Annotated in this window: 21 protein-coding genes; 9 read left to right on the top strand and 12 right to left on the bottom strand. The window is 33.5% G+C overall.

What is annotated here, in order from left to right; genetic code table 11:
- Position 1: 1 nt before the first annotated feature.
- The 6 genes from rpsS to rpsJ all read right to left on the bottom strand — a co-directional run bounded on the left by rpsS (position 2) and on the right by rpsJ (position 3,145).
- A complete protein-coding gene (gene rpsS, locus FH144_RS05895) occupies positions 2–280 on the bottom strand; it encodes a 30S ribosomal protein S19 (RefSeq protein ID WP_001829710.1) in 279 nt (92 codons plus the stop codon).
- Between the two features lie 64 nt (positions 281–344).
- A complete protein-coding gene (gene rplB, locus FH144_RS05890) occupies positions 345–1,178 on the bottom strand; it encodes a 50S ribosomal protein L2 (protein WP_107506621.1) in 834 nt (277 codons plus the stop codon).
- Positions 1,179–1,220: 42 nt separating this feature from the next.
- Positions 1,221–1,496 (bottom strand): 50S ribosomal protein L23, encoded by a 276-nt coding sequence (rplW, locus tag FH144_RS05885; RefSeq protein ID WP_103166936.1) that lies wholly within the window; start codon positions 1,494–1,496, stop codon positions 1,221–1,223.
- Positions 1,496–2,119, bottom strand: a complete 624-nt coding sequence (gene rplD / locus FH144_RS05880; protein ID WP_103166937.1) for a 50S ribosomal protein L4 — start codon at positions 2,117–2,119, stop codon at positions 1,496–1,498. The genes rplW and rplD overlap by 1 nt, the downstream gene beginning before the upstream one ends.
- 27 nt (positions 2,120–2,146) lie before the next feature.
- The gene (gene rplC, locus FH144_RS05875) at positions 2,147–2,809 is read right to left on the bottom strand and encodes a 50S ribosomal protein L3 (protein WP_103166938.1); all 663 of its coding nucleotides are present in this window, start codon (positions 2,807–2,809) and stop codon (positions 2,147–2,149) included.
- Positions 2,810–2,836: 27 nt separating this feature from the next.
- Positions 2,837–3,145, bottom strand: a complete 309-nt coding sequence (rpsJ, locus tag FH144_RS05870; RefSeq protein ID WP_001118667.1) for a 30S ribosomal protein S10 — start codon at positions 3,143–3,145, stop codon at positions 2,837–2,839.
- 423 nt (positions 3,146–3,568) lie between these two features.
- On the opposite strand from rpsJ, the gene FH144_RS05865 reads away from it, so the two are divergent.
- Positions 3,569–3,964 carry a hypothetical protein gene (locus FH144_RS05865; protein ID WP_242314364.1) on the top strand — a complete coding sequence of 132 codons (396 nt, stop codon included), beginning with the start codon at positions 3,569–3,571 and terminating at the stop codon, positions 3,962–3,964.
- Positions 3,965–4,037: 73 nt separating this feature from the next.
- On the opposite strand, the gene FH144_RS05860 is transcribed toward FH144_RS05865, so the two are convergent.
- Together FH144_RS05860 and FH144_RS05855 are read right to left on the bottom strand one after the other, a co-directional pair.
- On the bottom strand, positions 4,038–5,372 hold the full coding sequence (locus FH144_RS05860) for an NCS2 family permease (RefSeq protein WP_242314361.1): 1,335 nt from the start codon (positions 5,370–5,372) through the stop codon (positions 4,038–4,040).
- Between the two features lie 112 nt (positions 5,373–5,484).
- On the bottom strand, positions 5,485–7,620 hold the full coding sequence (locus FH144_RS05855) for a DNA topoisomerase III (protein WP_242314359.1): 2,136 nt from the start codon (positions 7,618–7,620) through the stop codon (positions 5,485–5,487).
- Positions 7,621–7,771: 151 nt separating this feature from the next.
- On the opposite strand from FH144_RS05855, the gene FH144_RS05850 reads away from it, so the two are divergent.
- The 3 genes from FH144_RS05850 to FH144_RS05840 all read left to right on the top strand — a co-directional run bounded on the left by FH144_RS05850 (position 7,772) and on the right by FH144_RS05840 (position 10,582).
- Complete coding sequence (locus tag FH144_RS05850) at positions 7,772–8,644, top strand: GNAT family N-acetyltransferase (protein WP_242314357.1); 873 nt, start codon at positions 7,772–7,774, stop codon at positions 8,642–8,644.
- Between the two features lie 256 nt (positions 8,645–8,900).
- The gene (locus tag FH144_RS05845) at positions 8,901–9,764 is read left to right on the top strand and encodes a GRP family sugar transporter (protein WP_242314355.1); all 864 of its coding nucleotides are present in this window, start codon (positions 8,901–8,903) and stop codon (positions 9,762–9,764) included.
- Between the two features lie 26 nt (positions 9,765–9,790).
- On the top strand, positions 9,791–10,582 hold the full coding sequence (locus FH144_RS05840) for a glucose 1-dehydrogenase (protein ID WP_242314353.1): 792 nt from the start codon (positions 9,791–9,793) through the stop codon (positions 10,580–10,582).
- A gap of 198 nt (positions 10,583–10,780) precedes the next feature.
- On the opposite strand, the gene FH144_RS05835 is transcribed toward FH144_RS05840, so the two are convergent.
- Positions 10,781–11,689, bottom strand: coding sequence for an AEC family transporter (locus tag FH144_RS05835; RefSeq protein WP_107506628.1), 909 nt, complete (start codon positions 11,687–11,689; stop codon positions 10,781–10,783).
- A 138-nt stretch (positions 11,690–11,827) separates the two neighbouring features.
- Here FH144_RS05835 and FH144_RS05830 point away from each other — a divergent pair, with 138 nt between their 5' ends.
- Together FH144_RS05830 and mspA are read left to right on the top strand one after the other, a co-directional pair.
- Positions 11,828–11,995 carry an SE1832 family protein gene (locus FH144_RS05830; protein ID WP_107506629.1) on the top strand — a complete coding sequence of 56 codons (168 nt, stop codon included), beginning with the start codon at positions 11,828–11,830 and terminating at the stop codon, positions 11,993–11,995.
- A gap of 70 nt (positions 11,996–12,065) precedes the next feature.
- Positions 12,066–12,383 carry a membrane stabilizing protein MspA gene (gene mspA, locus FH144_RS05825; RefSeq protein WP_107506630.1) on the top strand — a complete coding sequence of 106 codons (318 nt, stop codon included), beginning with the start codon at positions 12,066–12,068 and terminating at the stop codon, positions 12,381–12,383.
- Between the two features lie 189 nt (positions 12,384–12,572).
- Here the strand turns inward: mspA and FH144_RS05820 are convergent, their stop codons facing one another.
- Both FH144_RS05820 and FH144_RS05815 read right to left on the bottom strand, forming a co-directional pair.
- On the bottom strand, positions 12,573–15,755 hold the full coding sequence (locus FH144_RS05820; RefSeq protein ID WP_242314351.1) for an efflux RND transporter permease subunit: 3,183 nt from the start codon (positions 15,753–15,755) through the stop codon (positions 12,573–12,575).
- Positions 15,756–16,040: 285 nt separating this feature from the next.
- On the bottom strand, positions 16,041–17,300 hold the full coding sequence (locus FH144_RS05815) for a lipid II:glycine glycyltransferase FemX (protein WP_242314349.1): 1,260 nt from the start codon (positions 17,298–17,300) through the stop codon (positions 16,041–16,043).
- Positions 17,301–17,481: 181 nt separating this feature from the next.
- Here FH144_RS05815 and FH144_RS05810 point away from each other — a divergent pair, with 181 nt between their 5' ends.
- Entirely contained in the window at positions 17,482–17,733 is a 252-nt protein-coding gene (locus FH144_RS05810; RefSeq protein WP_107506633.1) for a hypothetical protein, read from the top strand.
- A 3-nt stretch (positions 17,734–17,736) separates the two neighbouring features.
- Here FH144_RS05810 and FH144_RS05805 read toward each other — a convergent pair whose 3' ends face one another.
- Positions 17,737–18,498, bottom strand: a complete 762-nt coding sequence (locus FH144_RS05805) for a VOC family protein (protein WP_107506634.1) — start codon at positions 18,496–18,498, stop codon at positions 17,737–17,739.
- 169 nt (positions 18,499–18,667) lie between these two features.
- Between FH144_RS05805 and FH144_RS05800 the strand changes: the two genes are divergently transcribed.
- Both FH144_RS05800 and FH144_RS05795 read left to right on the top strand, forming a co-directional pair.
- Positions 18,668–19,102, top strand: a complete 435-nt coding sequence (locus FH144_RS05800) for a MarR family winged helix-turn-helix transcriptional regulator (RefSeq protein WP_242314347.1) — start codon at positions 18,668–18,670, stop codon at positions 19,100–19,102.
- Positions 19,099–20,301 (top strand): MFS transporter, encoded by a 1,203-nt coding sequence (locus tag FH144_RS05795; protein ID WP_242314345.1) that lies wholly within the window; start codon positions 19,099–19,101, stop codon positions 20,299–20,301. Before FH144_RS05800 ends, FH144_RS05795 begins: the two co-directional genes overlap by 4 nt.
- The last annotated feature ends 61 nt before the right edge of the window (positions 20,302–20,362 follow it).

The following is a 20,362-nucleotide window of genomic DNA, read 5'->3' as shown; positions in this document are numbered from 1 at the left end:
ATTATCTTCTAGTTTTTTTATCGTCAGCAGCATGTCCTTTAAATGTACGAGTTGGAGCAAATTCACCTAATTTGTGACCTACCATATCCTCAGTTACATAAACAGGTACATGTTTACGACCATCGTATACTGCGAAAGTATGACCGATGAAGTTTGGGAAAATTGTAGAACGACGTGACCATGTTTTGATTACTTGTTTCTTTTCACTTCCGTCTTGAGCTTCTACTTTTTTCATTAAATGATCATCGACGAAAGGTCCTTTTTTAATACTACGAGCCATTTGGGCGCCTCCCTTCTTATTATGTGCGTGCAGCTTTTACGCCGCACACCCAAATAAGTTATTATTATTTTTTCTTACGTCCACGAACGATAAGTTTATCTGATGATTTTTTACCGCGACGTGTTTTCTTACCAAGAGTTGGTTTACCCCATGGAGACATTGGAGAAGGTCTACCGATTGGAGCACGTCCTTCACCACCACCGTGTGGGTGATCGTTAGGGTTCATTACAGAACCACGGACTGTTGGACGGATACCTTTCCATCTAGAACGTCCGGCTTTACCAACGTTAACTAATTCATGTTGTAAGTTACCTACTTGACCGATTGTAGCACGGCAAGTTGATAAGATCATACGAACTTCACCAGAACGTAATCTGATTAATACGTATTTACCTTCTTTACCAAGTACTTGTGAACTTGCACCCGCTGAACGAGCTAATTGTCCACCTTTACCAGGTTTTAATTCGATATTGTGAATTACAGTACCAACTGGAATGTTTTGTAATGGTAATGCATTACCAACTTTGATATCTGCATCAGCACCACTTTCAACTGTTTGGCCTACTTGTAATCCTTTTGGTGCGATAATGTAGCGTTTTTCACCGTCTGCATATACTAATAATGCAATGTTTGCTGAACGGTTTGGATCATATTGAATTGAATCAACTTTAGCAGTGATTCCATCTTTATTACGTTTGAAATCGATAACACGGTATTGACGTTTATGTCCTCCACCATGATGACGAACAGTCAATTTACCTTGGTTGTTACGACCCGCTTTTTTCGGTAGCGGTTGTAATAATGACTTTTCAGGCGTTGTTTTCGTAATTTCTGCGAAATCCAAAGTAGTCATATTACGACGACCATTTGTAATTGGCTTATACTTTTTAAGAGCCATTGTCGCTTACCTCCTTAATGGTAATTTATTATATTTTATTTTTTAGTTGAATAAGTCGATTGAACCTTCTTTAAGTTTAACAATCGCTTTTCTTCTTTTGTTTGTATAGCCTTGGTAACGGCCCATACGTTTTTTCTTAGGTTTGTAGTTGATGATGTTAACATTTTCAACTTTAACGTCAAAAATTTCTTCAACCGCAATTTTAACTTGTGTTTTGTTAGCACGAGTATCTACGTCAAAAGTGTATTTGTCTTCAGCCATAGCTTCAGAAGATTTTTCAGTGATTACGGGGCGCTTAAGAACATCTCTTGCTTCCATTATCCGAGCACCTCCTCAACTTTTTTCGCAGCTGATTCAGTAATAATAACACTGTCAGCGCTAGTGATATCTAACACGTTTAAGCCTTGAGCAGTACTTACTTGTACACCAGGGATGTTACGTGCTGATAATTCAACATTTACATCTTCGTTTTCAGTAACTACTAATACTTTTTTAGGTTGTTCAAGTGTAGTTAATACGTTTTTGAATTCTTTTGTTTTTGGAGCATCAAAACCAAAAGCATCAACAACTGTAAAACTATTTTCTTGAACTTTGAAAGATAATGCAGAACGTAATGCTAAACGACGCATTTTCTTAGGCATTTTATATGCATAGCTTCTTGGTGTTGGTCCGAATACGATACCACCACCACGCCATTGTGGAGCACGGATAGTACCTTGACGCGCACGTCCTGTACCTTTTTGTCTCCATGGTTTACGTCCGCCACCACGTACAGCTGAACGATTTTTAACTGCGTGAGTTCCTTGGCGTAATGAAGCACGTTGTAAATTGATTGCTTCAAAAAGAACACTGTTATTTGGTTCAATAGCGAATACTGAATCGCTTAATTCAACAGAACCTGATTTAGATCCGTCTACTTTTAATACATCATAATTAGCCATTATGCTTTTTCCTCCTTTCGCTACTTATTATTTATTACCTTTTTTAATTGAAGTTTGGATTTCTACGAAACCTTTTTTAGGTCCAGGTACATTACCTTTTACTAAAATAACATTGTTATCTGTATCAACTTGAACTACTTCTAAGTTTTGAACAGTAACTGTGTTACCACCCATACGTCCAGGCATTTTTTGGCCTTTAAATACTCTAGAAGCATCTGAAGCCATACCTACTGAACCTGGTGCTCTATGGAAATGAGAACCGTGGGCCATTGGTCCGCGTGCTTGGCCATGACGTTTAATTGCACCTTGGAAACCTTTACCTTTTGAAGTTCCTGTTACATCAATGATGTCTCCAGCTTCAAAAGTATCTACTGAGACTTCTTGACCTACTTCGTATTCATCAACATTAACGTTTCTGAATTCACGAATGAAGCGCTTAGGTGTTGCGCCAGCCTTTTTAGCGTGACCTTCTGCTGGTTTGTTAGCATATTTATTTGATTTAGCATCTTTTTTATATGCTTTTTTATCATCAAAACCTACTTGGATAGCGTTATAGCCATCAACTTCTTCAGTTTTCTTTTGTAATACTACGTTTTGACTTGCTTCTACTACTGTAACTGGGATTAATTCACCGTTTTCTCCGAATACTTGTGTCATCCCAATTTTTCTTCCTAAGATTCCTTTGGTCATCGAAAGTCCACCTCCTAAAATTTTCTATTATAATTTAATTTCGATGTCTACACCAGATGGTAAGTTTAAGCCCATTAAAGCATCAACTGTTTTTGGTGTTGGGTTAACAATGTCGATTAAACGTTTATGTGTACGTTGTTCGAATTGTTCACGTGAATCTTTGTACTTATGAACCGCACGGATAATTGTATAAACTGATTTTTCAGTTGGTAACGGAATTGGTCCAGAAACATCTGCACCAGAACGTTTAGCAGTTTCAACAATTTTCTCTGCTGATTGATCAATTACACGGTGATCATAAGCTTTTAATCTGATTCTGATTTTTTGTTTTGCCATAATTTTCCCTCCTTATTCGTCTACATTTAAGTGATAGACTTCTCCACGAAAACTATCTTACACAGCGCCATGGCAAAGCGGCCGGGTGTGTCAGTAACCTTTCGCTTCATCGCTTTCTTCAAGTCCAACATTAGATATGTTACATGAAAAACATTGATAAATCAAGGTTTTTCTTTAACTTTTTCTGTTCTTGTCTAACACATACTTTAGTATTGTACTGGAAATATTTTGGTACTTCAACCATTTTAGGTAAATTTTTTCCCTTTTTTCTTTTTTCTATTATAATAGAGATATGTCTTAACAGTAATTTACACGATTGTTATCTATTTAATAGTAATTAATATATGGATAGATTACTTTGTACAATTGATTAATATTAGATTAACTTCTTATTTTAATGAAGTTATCGGAGGCGAATATATTTTGAAAAAAAGCATTAAATTAACATTAGCAATTATAAGTTTCTTTTTATTAGCTACAGAATTTTTCTACGGCATCCCATTTTTAGGTGGTAGCGTCGTCTTAAGTTTTGCATGGCAACCATTATTATTAAATGCGCTACTCTATTTAATAGTAGGAATTATTTTACTCGTTGATAGTCAAAATACGATTAAACCTATGGCTGTTATTCCGTTAATAGGTGTGATTGGTTCATTTATTGCGTTTATTCCTGTAGTTGGGATGTTTACGCATTGGGTACTATTCTTCTTGATGGTATTCTTCGTATTTATTATCTTAAATGCCCCAACCTATCTTCCTAATAGAGATGCTAAAGTCATTTACACACAATATAAAGATGAAGATCATCATCGACGCTAATCATTGCTAAATATATACAAATAATAAAAGAACTGCGTATTCTAAATTCACGAATACGCAGTTCTTTTTATGTTTAGCCGTGTACAAAAACAAAGTACAAGATAAATAAAATCATTAGGAAATACATAATAGGATGTACTTCTTTGTGTTTTTTCGTAATTAGCATTGTAATTGGATAGAAAATAAATCCACATGCGATACCTGTAGCAATTGAATATGATAAAGGCATCATAATAATTGTAATAAATGAAGGTACGGCTACTTCGAATTTTTTCCAATCAATTTCAGCAAAGTTAGCTGCCATTAATATACCTACTACTACTAACGCTGGTGTAGTAACGGCGCTTGTAACTATTTCAATAAGTGGACTAAAGAATAACGCAAGTAAGAAACAGAGCCCTGTGACTATACTAGCAAATCCTGTACGTGCCCCAACCGCTACACCTGACGTTGATTCTATGTATGAAGTAGTTGTTGTCGTACCAAATACAGCACCTACAATTGTTGCAAGAGAATCTGCAAATAATGCTCTACCCGCTCTAGGTAATTTATTATCTTTCATCATACCCGCTTGAGTAGCTACTGCTACTAGAGTTCCTGCCGTATCAAAAAAGTCGATAAAGAAGAACGTTAAAATAACGATTAAAAATTGTATTGTAAATAATTGAGCTGGATCTTTAAATGCTTCAAATGCTGCGCCAAACGTTGGCGTGATGCTAGGAATTTTTCCTACGATACCTGATGGCGTATGAATTAGACCAGTAATCATACCTACAATAGCAGTAATAATCATACCGATGAAGATTGAACCTGGTACTTTTCGTGCATATAGAATGATTGTAATAACAATACCAAATATTGCTAACAGTACTGGTCCGTCGGTTAAATGACCTAGTGTAACTAAAGTTGAATCATTCTTAACGATAATTCCGGCACTTTGTAGTCCTACGAATGTAATGAACAAACCTATACCTGCTGATACAGCCATCTTCATTTGATAAGGAATCGAATTAATAATGGTTTCCCTTAATCCGGTGGCGGTTAATATCGCGAAGAATATTCCTGAGAATAGCACACCTGTTAAGCCAATTTGCCACGGAATGCCCATGGTTAACACTACAGTAAATGCGAAGAATGCATTTAATCCCATTCCCGGTGCTAAAGCAATAGGATATTTAGCGATAAGTCCCATGAATAAAGAGCCTACAAATGCAGCTAAAGCTGTCGCTACAAATATAGCACCTTGATCCATTTTCATATCGCCTGAAACACCTTTAACGCCTGCTAAACTTAAAACTTGTGGGTTAACAGCTAAAATATAAGCCATTGATAGAAAAGTAGTGATACCACCGATAATCTCTTTCTTATAGTTTGTACCATACTTATCGAATTGAAAGTATTTTTTCACGGCTTTAAACTCCTTTGTTTGAAATACTTTAATATTTTAATATTACTTATTAAAAAATACAATAGTAAAAACGAACTTTTCTACAAATATATGGAATTTAGTTCGATTTTGACTAAAGTTTTAAGTTTTTAAGTGCATCTTTGAACGGATTATTATCAAGCGTTTCTTCTTTTTTCATATATTTATTCATTTCTTTTTTAGAAATCTTGCCACTAGATTTATTTTTAAATCTTTTATCCATTTGTTCTTGAGTCTCAGTATGACCACATGTGCAACGATACACTGCGTCCTTACCTCTACCGAACAATGTCCTTTTCTTCTTACAATTTGGACAACGTGCATTAGTCTTACGCTGTACATTCTTCTTAGTTTTACATGCTGGATCTTGGCATACTAACATCTGTCCATTTTTAGTTTTAACTTTAATCATAAATTTGCCACATGTCGGACATTCAGTAGTCGTTAGATTATCATGTTTATATTTTTGTTCACTATTCTTGATATTATTAACAACCGTTGTCGTAAATTCTTTCATTTCATTAATAAAACGTTGTTGATTGTATTTACCTTTTTCAATAAGTAGTAACTTTTCTTCCCATTCTGCCGTCAATAACGGAGATGTTAACTCTTGAGGAGCTAAATCTAATATTTGCTTACCTTTAGTTGTCACTTTAATTTTACCATCTCGAGACTCTATCGCATTGATGTTAAATAGCTTTTCAATAATATCAGCTCTTGTAGCTACCGTTCCTATGCCGCCTGTTTGTTTTAATGTATTCGCATATTTCTTATCTTTTAATGGAATATAATTTTGTGGATTCTCCATCGCTTTTAATAACGAGCCTTCATTAAAGTATTCTGGTGGCGTAGTTTCATGTTCGTTCACTTTAATATTTTGAAGCGTATAGGTTTCTCCCTTTTCAAAATGAGACCCTACTACCGCTTCATCTTTTTTAGACTTCAATGCCTTAAATCCTAAACGACGTGTAATCTTTTCATTTAATACAAAGGTATGTTTCCCGACATTTAAATCGACTTTAATAGCATCAAACTCATGTGGCTGCATTAATGTTTCTAAAAATCTTTCAGCTACCATTTGATAGATTTTAAATTCTCTATTACTTAAATTTGGGATGTCGGGGCGTACTTCGGTAGGAATAATGGCATGGTGATCAGAAACTTTATTATTATTGAAAATGCGCATCTTAGGCGAATATGATTGACCTATTAATGGACGCACGTGTTCTTTATATTCGGTAGCTAACAACGCTTGTAATCGTTCTTTAATTGTATCTACCATATCATCTGTTAAATAATTAGAATCTGTTCGTGGATACGTTAAAATCTTGTGACGTTCGTATAAGGTTTGAATAGTATTTAATGTTTCTTTTGGCCCCATTTTATAGCGTTGATAAGCTTCTTGTTGTAAGTCAGTTAAATTATATAAAGGCTTTGGATAGCTTTTCTTAATCTTAGAATCAACATAGCCAATTGTTCCCTCACTATTTTTAACTTCACTAGCGATGTTGTCGATCTCTTCTTTCGTCATATAACGTTTATCCATTTTCAGTTGGAATGTTAATCCTTTAATATCTATGGATAAGGTATAATATTTTTGAGGCTTAAAGTGATTAATTTCTTGTTGTCTAGCGTTAACGAGTTGTATTGTAGGTGTTTGTACTCTACCTAATGATAATTGAGCATCGTATTTTGTTGTTAGTGCACGTGTAGCATTAATACCTACAATCCAATCCGCTTCACTTCGTGCTAATGCAGCTTCATAAAGATGGTTATAAGCGCGACCGTCTTTGAGTTGCTTAAAGCCTTGTTGAATTGCTTTTTTAGTAACCGAACTAATCCATAATCGCTTAATAGGTTTTTTATTCTTTACTTTATCTAAAATAAGACGTGCAACAAGTTCCCCTTCTCTACCAGCATCCGTTGCAATAACGATGTCTTTGACTTCGTTTTTTAAAATTAAGGATTTTACCGTTTTGAATTGTTTACTTGTTTTTCCAATAACGATAGTTTGCATTTTATTAGGAATAATTGGTAAATCTTCAAGTTTCCATTCTTTAAATGCTTTATCATAATGTTCTGGTTGAGCATTTGTAACTAAATGACCTAATGCCCAAGTGACAATATAACGGTCATTTTCAATATATCCGTTACGTTTACCTTTTATATTTAAAGCTTCAGCAATATCTCGTGCGACTGAAGGTTTTTCAGCTAAAATTAATGTTTTCATACTACTTTCCTTTCACAATAACTATATTTACAGACGTGCAATCATCCAATACTTACAATTGTAACACGATAGACAATAATCCAAACTTTCAATTACATTTAAATACCAATATAATTAATGTAATAGATTGATATTGAACTGGAGGTGCGCTATGAATATCGTTAAAGTAAGTGACCTAAATCAAATCGTATCATTTATTCAAACGTCTTCTAATGAATTTGCGTCTTATATATATAAACTATCTATCTCTCGAGAAGACGTTGAACGTTTATTAACTTCTACACTCAAGTCTTCTGGAGTATTTTGCCTAATAGAAGATGATGAAATCAAAAGTCTACTGACCGCTATTAAATATGAAGACAATAAGTTTAAAGTTGTCGGCCCTTATGTTAGTAAAGATTTCAACTTCACAGTAGATCATTTCGATGAATTGTTTACTGCTTTACGTAAGTCATTACCTAATGAATCTATATTTAATTTCTCTTACAATGAATGTACTCAAGATTCTAAAACACTTACGAAACATCTTGGAGCAAACTACAATTTTACCGATTATTATTTAAATGCGTATTCAACCTTAAATAAGTCAGGATTAGCACAAAATATTATTGAATATCAACCTGGTTTTCAACGGGCTTTTAGTAAACTACATGAACAAACTTTCAAACATAATGTCTTGACGCCACGTGAAATTGTCGAATCGTTGGACCATAATAATCGATTGTTTCTATTTGTAAGTGAAGGATTGCTTAAAGGATATTTATATTTACAAATCAATCCAACTGAATCAATAGGAGAAATACGTTACTTTAGTTCTCATAGTGACTATAGGTTAAAAGGGATTGCCTTTGATTTATTATCTTACGCCATTAATTTTGCATTTAACCATTATCAACTTGATAAAGTTTATTTTAAAATTCGTAGTAAAAACTCCGCCCTTGTAGAACGTTTTAATGAACTTGGATTTGAAATTGAAACAGAATATAAGAAGTATAAGTTTGAAGCTACACATGCCCGTCTTTAATGCCTAACTGCTTTAACTAAATATTGATACTCAGAGTCTTAGAGACTTGAGACAATCATCATTTATGCTTTGGAAACCAATTAACGGTGTCTGAAAGCTAGATTTTGTCCTCATCTCTAGACTCTTTTATTTTTATTAAAATAAATATGTAATGAGCAATTACGTTTGAACTTATGAATATTTCCGATAAAATACATCACGGGTGTTAGAAGAAAGGAAAGCACTTTTAGTAATTAAATAAGGAGAGTGGAATTGAATGCAATTCGTTGATATTTTAATAGCGTTATTACCTGCTCTATTCTGGGGTAGTGTTGTTTTAATTAATGTGTTCGTCGGTGGCGGACCGTATAACCAGATTAGAGGTACGACGCTAGGCGCACTTATCGTCGGTATCGTTTTACTATTAATGGGACGAGCTGAATTTGATAACTTAACAGTTATTATTGTTGGTTTAATTTCTGGTGCATTATGGGCATTTGGTCAAGGTAACCAATTGCGTTCGGTTAATTTAATTGGTGTATCTAAAACAATGCCTATTTCTACAGGTATGCAACTGGTAGGTACAACATTATTTAGTGCCATTTTCTTAGGAGAATGGAGTACAGGTGTTCAAGTCACTATGGGTATCGTTGCAATGATTCTCTTAGTTACTGGTATCGCACTTACTTCATTACGCGCTAAAAATGAAGGTACATCTAATGATCCAGAATTCAAGAAAGCAATGTTAATTTTACTTATCTCTACAGTTGGCTATGTAGGTTATGTAGTCATCGGGGATATCTTTGGTGTTAGCGGTACAGACGCTTTATTCTTCCAATCAGTTGGTATGGCCATTGGTGGTTTCTTACTATCAATGAAACACGAAACAAACATCAAGTCTACTGCTTTAAACTTGATTCCAGGTATTGTATGGGCAATTGGTAACTTGTTTATGTTCTATTCTCAACCTAAAGTGGGTGTAGCAACTAGCTTCTCACTTTCACAATTACTTGTTATCGTGTCAACACTTGGCGGTATCTTCCTATTAGGCGAGAAGAAAGACAAACGCCAAATGATTGGTATATGGTCAGGTATTGTATTAATTATTATCGCTGCATTTATTTTAGGTAATTTAAAATAATTGAATAATGCTAAGGAGGAGTTATAATGTTTCCCGAATTAGAAAACAAAGTAGTCGTCATTACTGGCGCTGGTAGTGGTATAGGAAAATCATTTGCTGAAAACTTTGGAAAAGCCAAGTCAAAAGTAGTTTTAAACTATCATTCTGATAAACATTTAGACGAAATTGATGAAATAAAAACGACAATTACTAACGCTGGAGGACAAGCTATCGCTGTTCAAGGTGATGTTGCCGTTGAATCAGATGTGAAGAACTTAGTTCAATCTGCTGTGAATGAATTTGGTACATTAGATATCATGATTAATAATGCTGGGTTTGAAAAGCCAATCCCTACTCATGAAATGTCCATCGATGAATGGCAAAAAGTGATTGATATTAATTTGACTGGTGCTTTTATCGGTTCACGTGAAGCGGTTAATCAATTTTTAAAAGAAGATAAAAAAGGTGTTATTATTAATACTTCAAGTGTGCATGATGTCATTCCTTGGCCAAACTATGTTAATTACGCTGCTAGTAAAGGTGGCTTAAAATTAATGATGGAAACAATGTCAATGGAATATGCACAATATGGTATCCGCATTAATAATATTTCTCCGGGTGCCGTTGTGACTGAACACACAAGAGAAAAATTCTCGGATCCAGATACACGTGCTGAAACGATTGAAATGATTCCAGCTAGAGAAATTGGCGAAGCACAAGATGTTGCTAATGCTGCGTTATTCTTAGCTTCAGATTTAGCAAGCTATATCCATGGCACTACAATCTATGTAGATGGTGGTATGACTAACTACCCTGCATTTATGGGCGGTAAAGGATAAAGTTTGTAAATATCCATGCAAGATGCTTTGATTATTTAAGTATTTATATATATATAAATAGGCTAGAACATTTATAGTTGAAAATGTTCTAGCCTTTATTATGGCAATAAACGACTAAAATGAATGAAGCCTAAACACCTACGTTAGTTATTCTCCCCCATTTTGTCATTATGCTAATAATAAATACATATTTATTTTTTAGATAAATATAGCTTGATATACATATAAGATGACGATACTAATTACAATAGATATATTTGTCACCATACCTATTAAAGGTAATGTTTTGTATTTAAATTGAATTGAATATGGAATAATAGCTACTCCTACTGGTAGTAACCATGTAATTAATAATGTGGTTTTAATCATATCATCTGAAACAGGTAAGAAATAATGTACTAATAAACCTGCGATGAGCCCTATACCATAATGTGCAACTAAATATTTGATTGCAATTGGTAAGAAGTGACGTTCAATTTTGAAGCTTAACATCACACCAAGAAGTATCATGGATAATGGCATATTAGCTTTAGAAATGATAGTGAAGAAATCAATTGAAACTTTAGGAAGATGAATGTTAGACATGTTAAGAATAAACATCACAATGTAAGTAACTAGAGGAACAGAAGTAATTAATTTTTTCCCTAAAAATTTAAAATTAAATTGGTCTCCTCCCTCACTAAAATAACTTCCTACGAAATAAGTCACACCAAACATAATTACTGCGCCACCTATATCAGCCATTCCGAAATATATCATGCCGTTTTTCGGCCAAATTGCATCGACTAAAGGATAAGCAAACAAGCCAATGTTAAGTGCTGCTGTCATCATTCCTACTGAGCCTTTAATATGGTTATCATATTTTCTAAATAGCCATACGACAATTATCTTTGAAAGTATACCGTAAATAATCATCATTACTGGTAAGATTGAGAAAGAAAAGTCTAATTCTGCACTATTTAAATTAACGATAACTAAAGAAGGTAACGTGACATTTAAAACAAGCGTGGATAACACTTGACTGTCTGTTGCTTTTAGAAAGTTAATTCGTTTTAAGAAATACCCTAATACAATTAAGAGGATAATCATTACGAATTGCTCTGTCACACATATCCCTTCTTTCTTGCTTTACTTTAATATTACAGTTAAATACTGTAACACAATTTCCATAAATTTTAGAAGTGTCTTGTTTCATGCTATAATTCTAATGATTAAGATATATAAGATAAAGGAGTTAAACTAACTATGGACTTAGAATCACAATTAGCTGAACTTAAATATGATTATACACGTCTACAAAATGACCTTGAAAAGCGTGAATCATTAAATCAAAATATTGATCCTTTATTACAACAACTAGAGAACATTGAGAAAGAAATCTCGGAAGTTCGTTCAAAATTACGTCAGAAATAGCGTGTTACATCGTCTAGTCATTAAATCAACAACATGCTATTATTAGTCATAGTAGAAAGGATGTCATCTGGTGAAACTTTACCTAATATTATTACCCGTATTATATCTTTTTGTTAGCTACATAAGTATTTTTAAAATGAATTCAATTTTCACTCGTATTTTACGTATTATTATGGGAATTTTACTGTTATTTGTAGTAGCAATTACAACCTTACAATTTCCAGCTGAAAATTGGTGGGTCTTCATCGTTTTATTACTTTTAGTAGGTAACGTTGAGGTTACTGCGTTCAAATCATTAAAAAATGATCATAAAGGTGTTTCAATTTTAAACATCTTATCAATTATATTATTTGTTATCTATATTATTTTAACTTTCGTAATGTATTAAACATATACTTAGTCAGTTCAAATTATACTGAGAACTTATTCTCATAACATAATAGCACCGCTTGGAAGGATGAAGTTCCCTCCGAGCGGTGCTTTTCTATATCATAATTAAATTTCGTTTCTAACACAGTATTGTAGCTATGACTGCTTCATGGTAATTAAACACAGTCATAGCTCAATTTACGTAAGATTACTTACGCATTATTTTATTTTTTAACGTGAATAATATTTCATAAATCACTGGTACCAAGATTAGAGTAAGAATAGTTGAAGATACTAATCCACCAATTACAGTAGCAGCCATACCTTTTGAAATTAAGATTGAGCTGTCTTGTCCAAATAGTAATGGTAGTAACGCACCTATTGTAGCAATGGCAGTCATTAAAATAGGTCTAATACGTGTGCCACCTGCTTCTAACAATGCTTCTTTCATAGTCATTCCTTGTTGCTCATTCGTAATCACCCTATCGATAAGTACGATGGCATTAGTTACGACCAGACCAATCAACATCAACATACCTATTAAACTAGGAACAGAAATAGTTTCACCTGTAATCAGTAATGCAAAGACTACTCCGATGACCGTAAATGGTAGTGAGAATAGAATAGTGAATGGTGCTAGGCCGCCTCTAAATGTAATGACCAAGACTAGATAAACAATTACAATAGCCACTAACATTGCAAACGCTAATTGATTCATAGCTTGATTGATATCATCTGAAGCGCCACCAACGTTAACTTTTACGTTATTAGGCTTATCGATGTTATCTACTTCATTCATTACCTTACTTGACGTACCGCCTACGTCAGAAGCAGTGACTTTACCTGAAATCGTTGTAGCGTAGTCGCCATCTTCTTGTACTAACTTACTTGGTGTCGTAGTACGTTCAAGTTTCGCTATATCTTTAAGTTTTACAGTTTCACCAGTTGGAGATTTTAACTCAATATTATTTAATTTATCTTGAGACCAATCAGTTTGTTTATTTTGTTTTACTTTTACATCTATTTTATTACCATTTTCCTTAACTGTGGTAATTGTTTTCTCAGGTAAGTTTTCATTAAGATTTAAAGCTAATTGGCTAGCAGAAATCCCTTTATCTGTCGCTTTATTTTGATCAACTTTAATTTCATATTGATCATATGTTTGTGATAAATCAGATTTCACATTTGCTAATCCATCGATAGACTTCATCTTATCTTCTATTTTAGCTACAGTACCTTTAATATCTTTAGTTGAAGGTCCTTTAACTGTTACTTCAATAGAATCATTTCCCATACCTGTGCCCATGTTTTGATTTTTCCATTCGCCTGGGTCTTTCATCTTAGATAAATGAGAAATAACTTTATCTGGTTCTTCATCAAAGTTAGGCGTGTTTTTATCATATTCCACCATAATCGCCATACTATTAGTACTACCTGTTGGATCGGCTGGTGATGGACCACCTACAGAGTATTGTACCGTTTTAACTTTATCTTTACTTTGAAGATATTGTTGTGCTTTTTCTGCATGATTGAGTACTGCTTTTTCAGTTTCGCCTGGTTTAGGCGTATAAGTGAGTGCTAAGAATTTATCATCACCTGTTGAAATAAAGCTTGTACCTAATTTGGTAGCACCTAATCCAATACTTCCAATTAATATAACTAAACTTATAATTAACACTATCCATTTATGGTTAAGCGACCATCCTAATACTTTACGATAGCCACTACCTACTTTACCAGTGTTGTTTTCATGCTTGTCATTAGCATGTTGTTTCGTTTTAATTCCTTTTTTGAAAAAGGTAGAAGCTAAGGCCGGCACAACGGTAATAGATACGAGTAGCGATGCTAATAAACTAAAGGTAATCGCTAACGCAAATGGTCTAAACATTTCCCCTACCGAACCTGAAACAAAGGCAAGTGGTAGGAAGACAATAATAGTTACGATAGTTGAAGATAAAATAGGTTTAAATACTTCTCTCGTAGCACTTATAACTAAGTTATCGCCTTTAAGTTGTTCATGTGGATCAGATAACCGACGATATATATTTTCTACTACTACAATCGAGTCATCAATCACACGTCCGATCGCAATAGTTAATGCACCTAACGTTAAAATATTTAACGACACATCACTTAATTTTAAAGCAATAAGTGCGATTAAAATAGAAAGTGGAATTGAAACCACTGATATAGCTGTCGTTCTAATATTTCTTAAGAATAACAGTATAACGATAATAGCTACAATTGTACCTAATGCAGCTTTTTCAACCATTGTATAAAGTGAGTCTTCAATTGGTTTCGCTGTATCCATTGTCTTAGTAGCTTTAATGTCACTATTATTTTTAACAAATTCATCTATTTTCTTTTGAACGTTATGTGCAACTTGTACTGTATTTGCGTCTTGCGCTTTCATAATTTGAACATTTACTGCATCTTTGCCGTTCGTTTTAGAAATAGATTCACGTTCGTCGCCAACACTAACTTTAGCTAAATCACTTAATGGGACGCTTGGCATCTTACCACTTGAAGCTTGAGAAGCAGGTTTACTTTGAGATTGACTACTACTAGATGTTGAAGCTTCATCCCCAGTACTACTCATGCTTTCAGCGCCACTGTCGTCTCCACTAGATTGACCTTGTCCACTAATATTTAGAGGGATTTCTAAATCTTTTAACGCGTCGACTGATTTAAATTGACCATCGACTACGATTGATTTTTCATTTTCTCCAAATTGGAATAGTCCAAGCGGTGTTTCACGAGTGGCTGTTTTTATGTAGTTTTCAACATCATCCGCCGTTAATCCCGCTTCGTCTAACTTACTTTGTTTAAATTTCAACGTTACCTGACGTGTTGTTTGCCCGTTAAGTTGGGCATTTTGAACGCCATCAATAGTTTGTAGTTTAGGAATTAATTGGTTATTAATTTCCTTCGTTGTTGTTTTTAAATCATCATTTTTATTAGTAAATGAATACGCTGCTATTGGAAAAGCATCCATAGAGTTACGTGTTAATTCTGGTTCACTTACCCCATCTTTAAAGTCTAATTTATCAATTTCTTTTTTTAGTACTTCTTCTGCTTTATCCATGTCTGTATCATTATTGTATTCAACAGTAACGATGGATGCATTTTGTATCGATTGTGTCTTAACACTCTCTACATAAGCTAAAGAACGGACTTGAGTATCAATTTTCGAACTTATTTCATCTTGCGTCGTTTGAGGCGTAGCCCCTGGCATTGTGGTTTGAACAGAAATTACAGGATTCTCAACATCTGGTAATAATTCAAGTTTCAACTTTGCGCTTGAATATACGCCCCCTAAAATAACCAACACTATCATTAAGAAGATAGCGAACTTATTACCAAGAGAAAACTGTAGCATTTTTTTGATCATTCCTTCACTTCCTTTAACTCAACTTATAAACCGCTATATTGCTATTATTGTCCCATATGATTTGTGAATGTGAATTATCATATTAAGATTAGGACATATTTTGCGTAAATTAGTACTTCAATTTAATCTTTCAGTATTAAGTAGCAGCTATATATGTCCTATCTTCTATGCAACCTATATTGTTTACTATTTTGCCTTAAACAATAGGTTATATATTTCTAAAAAAACTGAACGCTACAATAATTGTAGAATCGTTCAGATTATAAGAATTATTTAAAAATGACTTTATTTACCTTTTAGCTTACGGGAAATTTTAATTTTAGCTTTAGTTAAGCGTGGTTTAACTTGTTCGATTAATTGATAAAGTGGTTGATTTAATACGTAGTCGAATTCACCAATTTTTTCACTTAAATAAGTTCCCCATACTTTTTTAAATGCCCATAAACCATAGTGTTCAGTACCTTTTTCAGGATTATTATCTGTACCGCCAAAGTCATATGATGTCGCACCATGTTCACGTGCATATTTCATCATTGCGAATTGCATGTGATGGTTAGGTAAGAAGTTACGGTACTCGTTTGAAGATGCACCATATAAATAATATGATTTTTCACCAGCAAACATGAGTAAAGCACCTGATAAATAAACACCTTCAGGATGTTCTTGTTCTAAGGTAACCATTTCATCTTTCAATTCACTTGTTTTAGAGATTTTACTCTCTAAATCTTTTAATTTGTTAGTTGTCTTCTTATCATTTTTCTTTTCAAGTTTCTCTTGTAATTGCGTCTTTTCTTGGTGTTGTTCTTCAAGTTCTTGATTGAGTTGTTCTAATACAGGTTTTGGTTCTAACTTAACTAAGAAGAGTTCAGCGTCACCATCTTCATGGAGCGCATCATAAATATTTTCAAAGTAACTTATGTCTCTTGTTAAGAAGCCATCTCGTTCACCTGTAATTTTCATTAATTCTGCGAAAGTTTTTAGACCTTCTCTATTTGACCGTTCTACTTTTGTGCCACGTTTAAGCGCTAATCTTACTTTAGAACGATTACGACGTTCATAGCTTTCAAAGATTTCATCATCTGTTTTATCAATTGGCGTAATCATTGTCATACGTGGTTGAATGTAATCTTTAGATAGGCCTTCTTTAAATCCTTTATGTTTAAACCCTAAAGCTTTAAGGTTCTTAAGTGCTTCAATCCCTTTATCCACTTCAACATCTGGGTCAATTTTAATAGCATATGCTTTTTCTGCTTTAGCAACTTTTTTAGTTTCTTCTAATAGCTTTTCTAGTGCAGCTTTATTACTATAATCTGTTACAAATCCACGAGATACATAGCATAATGTAAATGGTAACTTAGGCACTTTTTTAAATAATAATTGAGCTACACCTTTAATTTCACCATTTTCTCCAACTGCGACGCGCTTTGAATACCATCCAGTTAAGCGTTTTGTTTCTGCCCATTTTGTCAGTTGCAGTAAATCGCCATTCGGATGAGTTTTTACAAATGCGTCATGTTCTTGATTAGTGATGTTCATCTTTTCCATGCTATAAAAAACTCCTTTATCTTTACATTAATTACAATTATACAATCTACCTGAGTAGGTGTCGACAAACACGACACGTAAGTTCAATTTCCTTTAATATATATGCAAATTTGTTATACTTAACAGACTTAATAACGACCCGCACTTTAAATTTACACTTTATATAAAAGAGGTTTTATTCTTGAGAAATATCATTCTAACTATATTTATCATATGCAATTTAATCGCTATTATCTTAACACTTAGCCAACCACTTACTATCGCATATTTTAGTTTACGAGTAATGTTTGTCGCGTTGAGCTTCGTATTAACCATCTTCTTCCTTCTATTAAGAACGACTAGAATGTCAACAATATTAAGTTCTATCTCCTTAATTCTAGTTATTATCCATATTGCTTTAATTGCCCATAGCACGTACGTATATCTCTACTAAATATTAATCTTCAGGTTCGAAGCGATACTTTGCTCCTTTAATATTGATGGAATAAGGGGCTGTCGCTTCTTTATCTTTAAAAATGACAGTACGATATCCTGAATGTTGCCCATCTTGAATACGGTAGATGATGTTATCATCGGTTAATCGTAAATCCGTATAATTGTCCCCTTCTTCAATAACGCTCATTTTAAACCAAGTTTGCCATTTAGCTAATGTCTTAGCACGTTTTGAACTATCAATAATAATCTTATCGATTTTAAATTGCTTTTGGAAAAGGGATTCCAATTTTTTATTGCGTTGTGTTTCACTATCTTCCCATTGAATAAAGAATGGCGGTTTAACCATGTAATCTGGATCAGCAATATATAATAATTTCCATTTAACTTTATCACCTTTTTTATTTTCACGATGCATTTCAACTGGACCAATGGTTTCCACATGATGTTCTTCTAACGATTGTTTAATCGCCTCGATATCGGATGTTCTAAATGCCATTGTTTTAAAACCTTGTTTAAAGTTATCTTGCACAATTTTAGTTGCGAAAGCGACACGTCCCTCTTCAGTTTTTGCCTCTTTCTTCAGTTTTTCAGTATCTTCCACATCTAATAATTCTATATAGTTTTCATTGATAAAAGATAAACGATTAAACGTTCCAAATTTATGATGTTTCCCTCCAGAAGATAATTTTAAAATTTCCCCTGGGTATTTAAAATTCTTAAGGTTATCTACATAGTGAATAATATGATCAAATCTTAATTCCATTAGCAGTATGTCCCTTCACATATATTTCTACTTATCTCTATCTTATCAAACCTCTTACTAGATTACTTCATATGAATTCTACTATTGCATTTTAATCGTATAAGTCATATACTAATTTTTGTCATTAAAACTAGTTAGCAAAGCTAACTTTTAAAAAGGAGTTACTTGTATGCTTATAAATGAATTTTTCAATAGTTTTATTGGAATTTATCGTCCTTATATTAAGCGCACGCAATTTATATTAGATAAATTTGAACTTCACCCAGGTCAATGGTTAGTTCTAAGAGATATTGCAAATACTGGCCCTACAACTTTAGTACATATTTCTAAACGTCGCTTTATCGAAAAACCTACTGCCCGCAAAATTATTAAAATTTTAGCTGAAAAAGATCTTTTAGTTATAACGCCTGGTCAGGATAAACGTGAAAAGCTTTTAACTTTATCTGACAAAGGACAAACATTATTTGAAGATGTTAACCAACACATTATTCCTGTACAGAAAGCGCTCATCGAAAACTCTGGTCTTACGATGGAGGAACTAGAGAATATGATTTCTACCATGAATAAACTTCATCATACGTTGGCTAAGGAGGAAGATGAATGACTCAAACGGAAAATTTAAAGCAACCTATTTTTACAAAGAGTTTTACAGTTAACTTTACTATAAACTTCTTTGTTTATTTATGTATGTACTTATTACTTGTTATTATTGCAGATTATAGTAAAACGGCTTTCCATGCTTCTGATAGTTTAGCTGGGTTAGTAGTAGGCTTATTTATCGTTGGCTCATTGGTCGGTCGTTTTGGAACGGGGAAATACGTCAATAAATTTGGCCCTAAGAAAATTCTGATCGCCGGACTTATCTTTTTAATTATTACTCAATTACTTTATTTTATACCTGGATCAATTACGTTCTTAATGGTTATACGTTTACTCAATGGTATAGCTACTGCTATTGCTACTACTGCAACTGGGACTATTGCAGCACACGTCACACCTGTAGAACGTAAAAGTGAAGGGATAAGCTTATTCTCATTAAGTTTAGTTTTAGGAACAGCTATTGGTCCATTCTTTGGTATTTTGTTATTGAAATCTTTCTCAATTAATTTATTATTTATCATCTGTGTCATATTAGGAATTTTGAGTTTGATTATTTCTTTATTTATCAATATAGATTTCAACCCTTCTACTAATAAAACCGATGAAAAAGTTGCTAAAGCGTCTGACTTTAATATTCATAGCTTTATCGCAAAAGAAGCTGTACCTGTAGCTATCGTAATGATGATTATTGGTTTAAATTATGCTTCGATTTTAACGTTCTTAAAATCATTCGCAGAGCAACGTGATTTAGTAGAAGCATCTAGTTATTTCTTTATTTGTTATGCTGTGGCTTCTCTAATAACTCGTCCTATCGCAGGTCGTCTTATTGATGCACGTAGTGAAAATGTAGTCGTTTATCCCGCATTTATTGCCTTAATCATTACATTTATTTTACTTGTCTTTAGTCATAACAGTTGGATGTTATTACTATCAGGTGTCTTTTTAGGCATAGGTTATGGTAATTTATCTTCTTCTATGCAAGCGATTGCGATTAAAGTATCACCATCTAGTAAGTATGGTATTGCGACTTCCACATACTTTATTGGTCTTGATGTAGGTATTGGCTTTGGTCCTTCACTACTTGGATTATTTACTGGCATGATTTCATATACACAAGTATATTTAATTATGGCTATTGTGGCTGCCTTATGTACATTGCTATATTGCTTAATACATGGACGTAAAGTACAACCAAACACATAATAAAGTTAAATAAAATAGAATACGCATATATAAAATGAGGCTTAGAGATAATTCATAATTG

This window comes from Staphylococcus sp. acrmy (assembly GCF_022690565.1).
GTDB lineage: Bacteria > Bacillota > Bacilli > Staphylococcales > Staphylococcaceae > Staphylococcus > Staphylococcus caledonicus.
Note: the sequence above shows the minus strand (reverse complement) of the source record. Positions and strands in the feature narration are given on the sequence as shown.

What these genes read in the sequence shown, in the direction of transcription:
- FH144_RS05815 (WP_242314349.1), bottom strand. Translation starts at nt 17,300, where the DNA reads ATGGAAAAGATGAACATCACTAATCAAGAACATGACGCATTTGTAAAA.
- rplW (WP_103166936.1), bottom strand. Translation starts at nt 1,496, where the DNA reads ATGGAAGCAAGAGATGTTCTTAAGCGCCCCGTAATCACTGAAAAATCT.
- FH144_RS05805 (WP_107506634.1), bottom strand. Translation starts at nt 18,498, where the DNA reads ATGGAATTAAGATTTGATCATATTATTCACTATGTAGATAACCTTAAG.
- rpsS (WP_001829710.1), bottom strand. Translation starts at nt 280, where the DNA reads ATGGCTCGTAGTATTAAAAAAGGACCTTTCGTCGATGATCATTTAATG.
- FH144_RS05795 (WP_242314345.1), top strand. Translation starts at nt 19,099, where the DNA reads ATGACTCAAACGGAAAATTTAAAGCAACCTATTTTTACAAAGAGTTTT.
- FH144_RS05800 (WP_242314347.1), top strand. Translation starts at nt 18,668, where the DNA reads ATGCTTATAAATGAATTTTTCAATAGTTTTATTGGAATTTATCGTCCT.
- FH144_RS05840 (WP_242314353.1), top strand. Translation starts at nt 9,791, where the DNA reads ATGTTTCCCGAATTAGAAAACAAAGTAGTCGTCATTACTGGCGCTGGT.
- FH144_RS05845 (WP_242314355.1), top strand. Translation starts at nt 8,901, where the DNA reads ATGCAATTCGTTGATATTTTAATAGCGTTATTACCTGCTCTATTCTGG.
- FH144_RS05820 (WP_242314351.1), bottom strand. Translation starts at nt 15,755, where the DNA reads ATGATCAAAAAAATGCTACAGTTTTCTCTTGGTAATAAGTTCGCTATC.
- rpsJ (WP_001118667.1), bottom strand. Translation starts at nt 3,145, where the DNA reads ATGGCAAAACAAAAAATCAGAATCAGATTAAAAGCTTATGATCACCGT.
- FH144_RS05850 (WP_242314357.1), top strand. Translation starts at nt 7,772, where the DNA reads ATGAATATCGTTAAAGTAAGTGACCTAAATCAAATCGTATCATTTATT.
- rplD (WP_103166937.1), bottom strand. Translation starts at nt 2,119, where the DNA reads ATGGCTAATTATGATGTATTAAAAGTAGACGGATCTAAATCAGGTTCT.
- FH144_RS05830 (WP_107506629.1), top strand. Translation starts at nt 11,828, where the DNA reads ATGGACTTAGAATCACAATTAGCTGAACTTAAATATGATTATACACGT.
- rplC (WP_103166938.1), bottom strand. Translation starts at nt 2,809, where the DNA reads ATGACCAAAGGAATCTTAGGAAGAAAAATTGGGATGACACAAGTATTC.
- FH144_RS05855 (WP_242314359.1), bottom strand. Translation starts at nt 7,620, where the DNA reads ATGAAAACATTAATTTTAGCTGAAAAACCTTCAGTCGCACGAGATATT.
- rplB (WP_107506621.1), bottom strand. Translation starts at nt 1,178, where the DNA reads ATGGCTCTTAAAAAGTATAAGCCAATTACAAATGGTCGTCGTAATATG.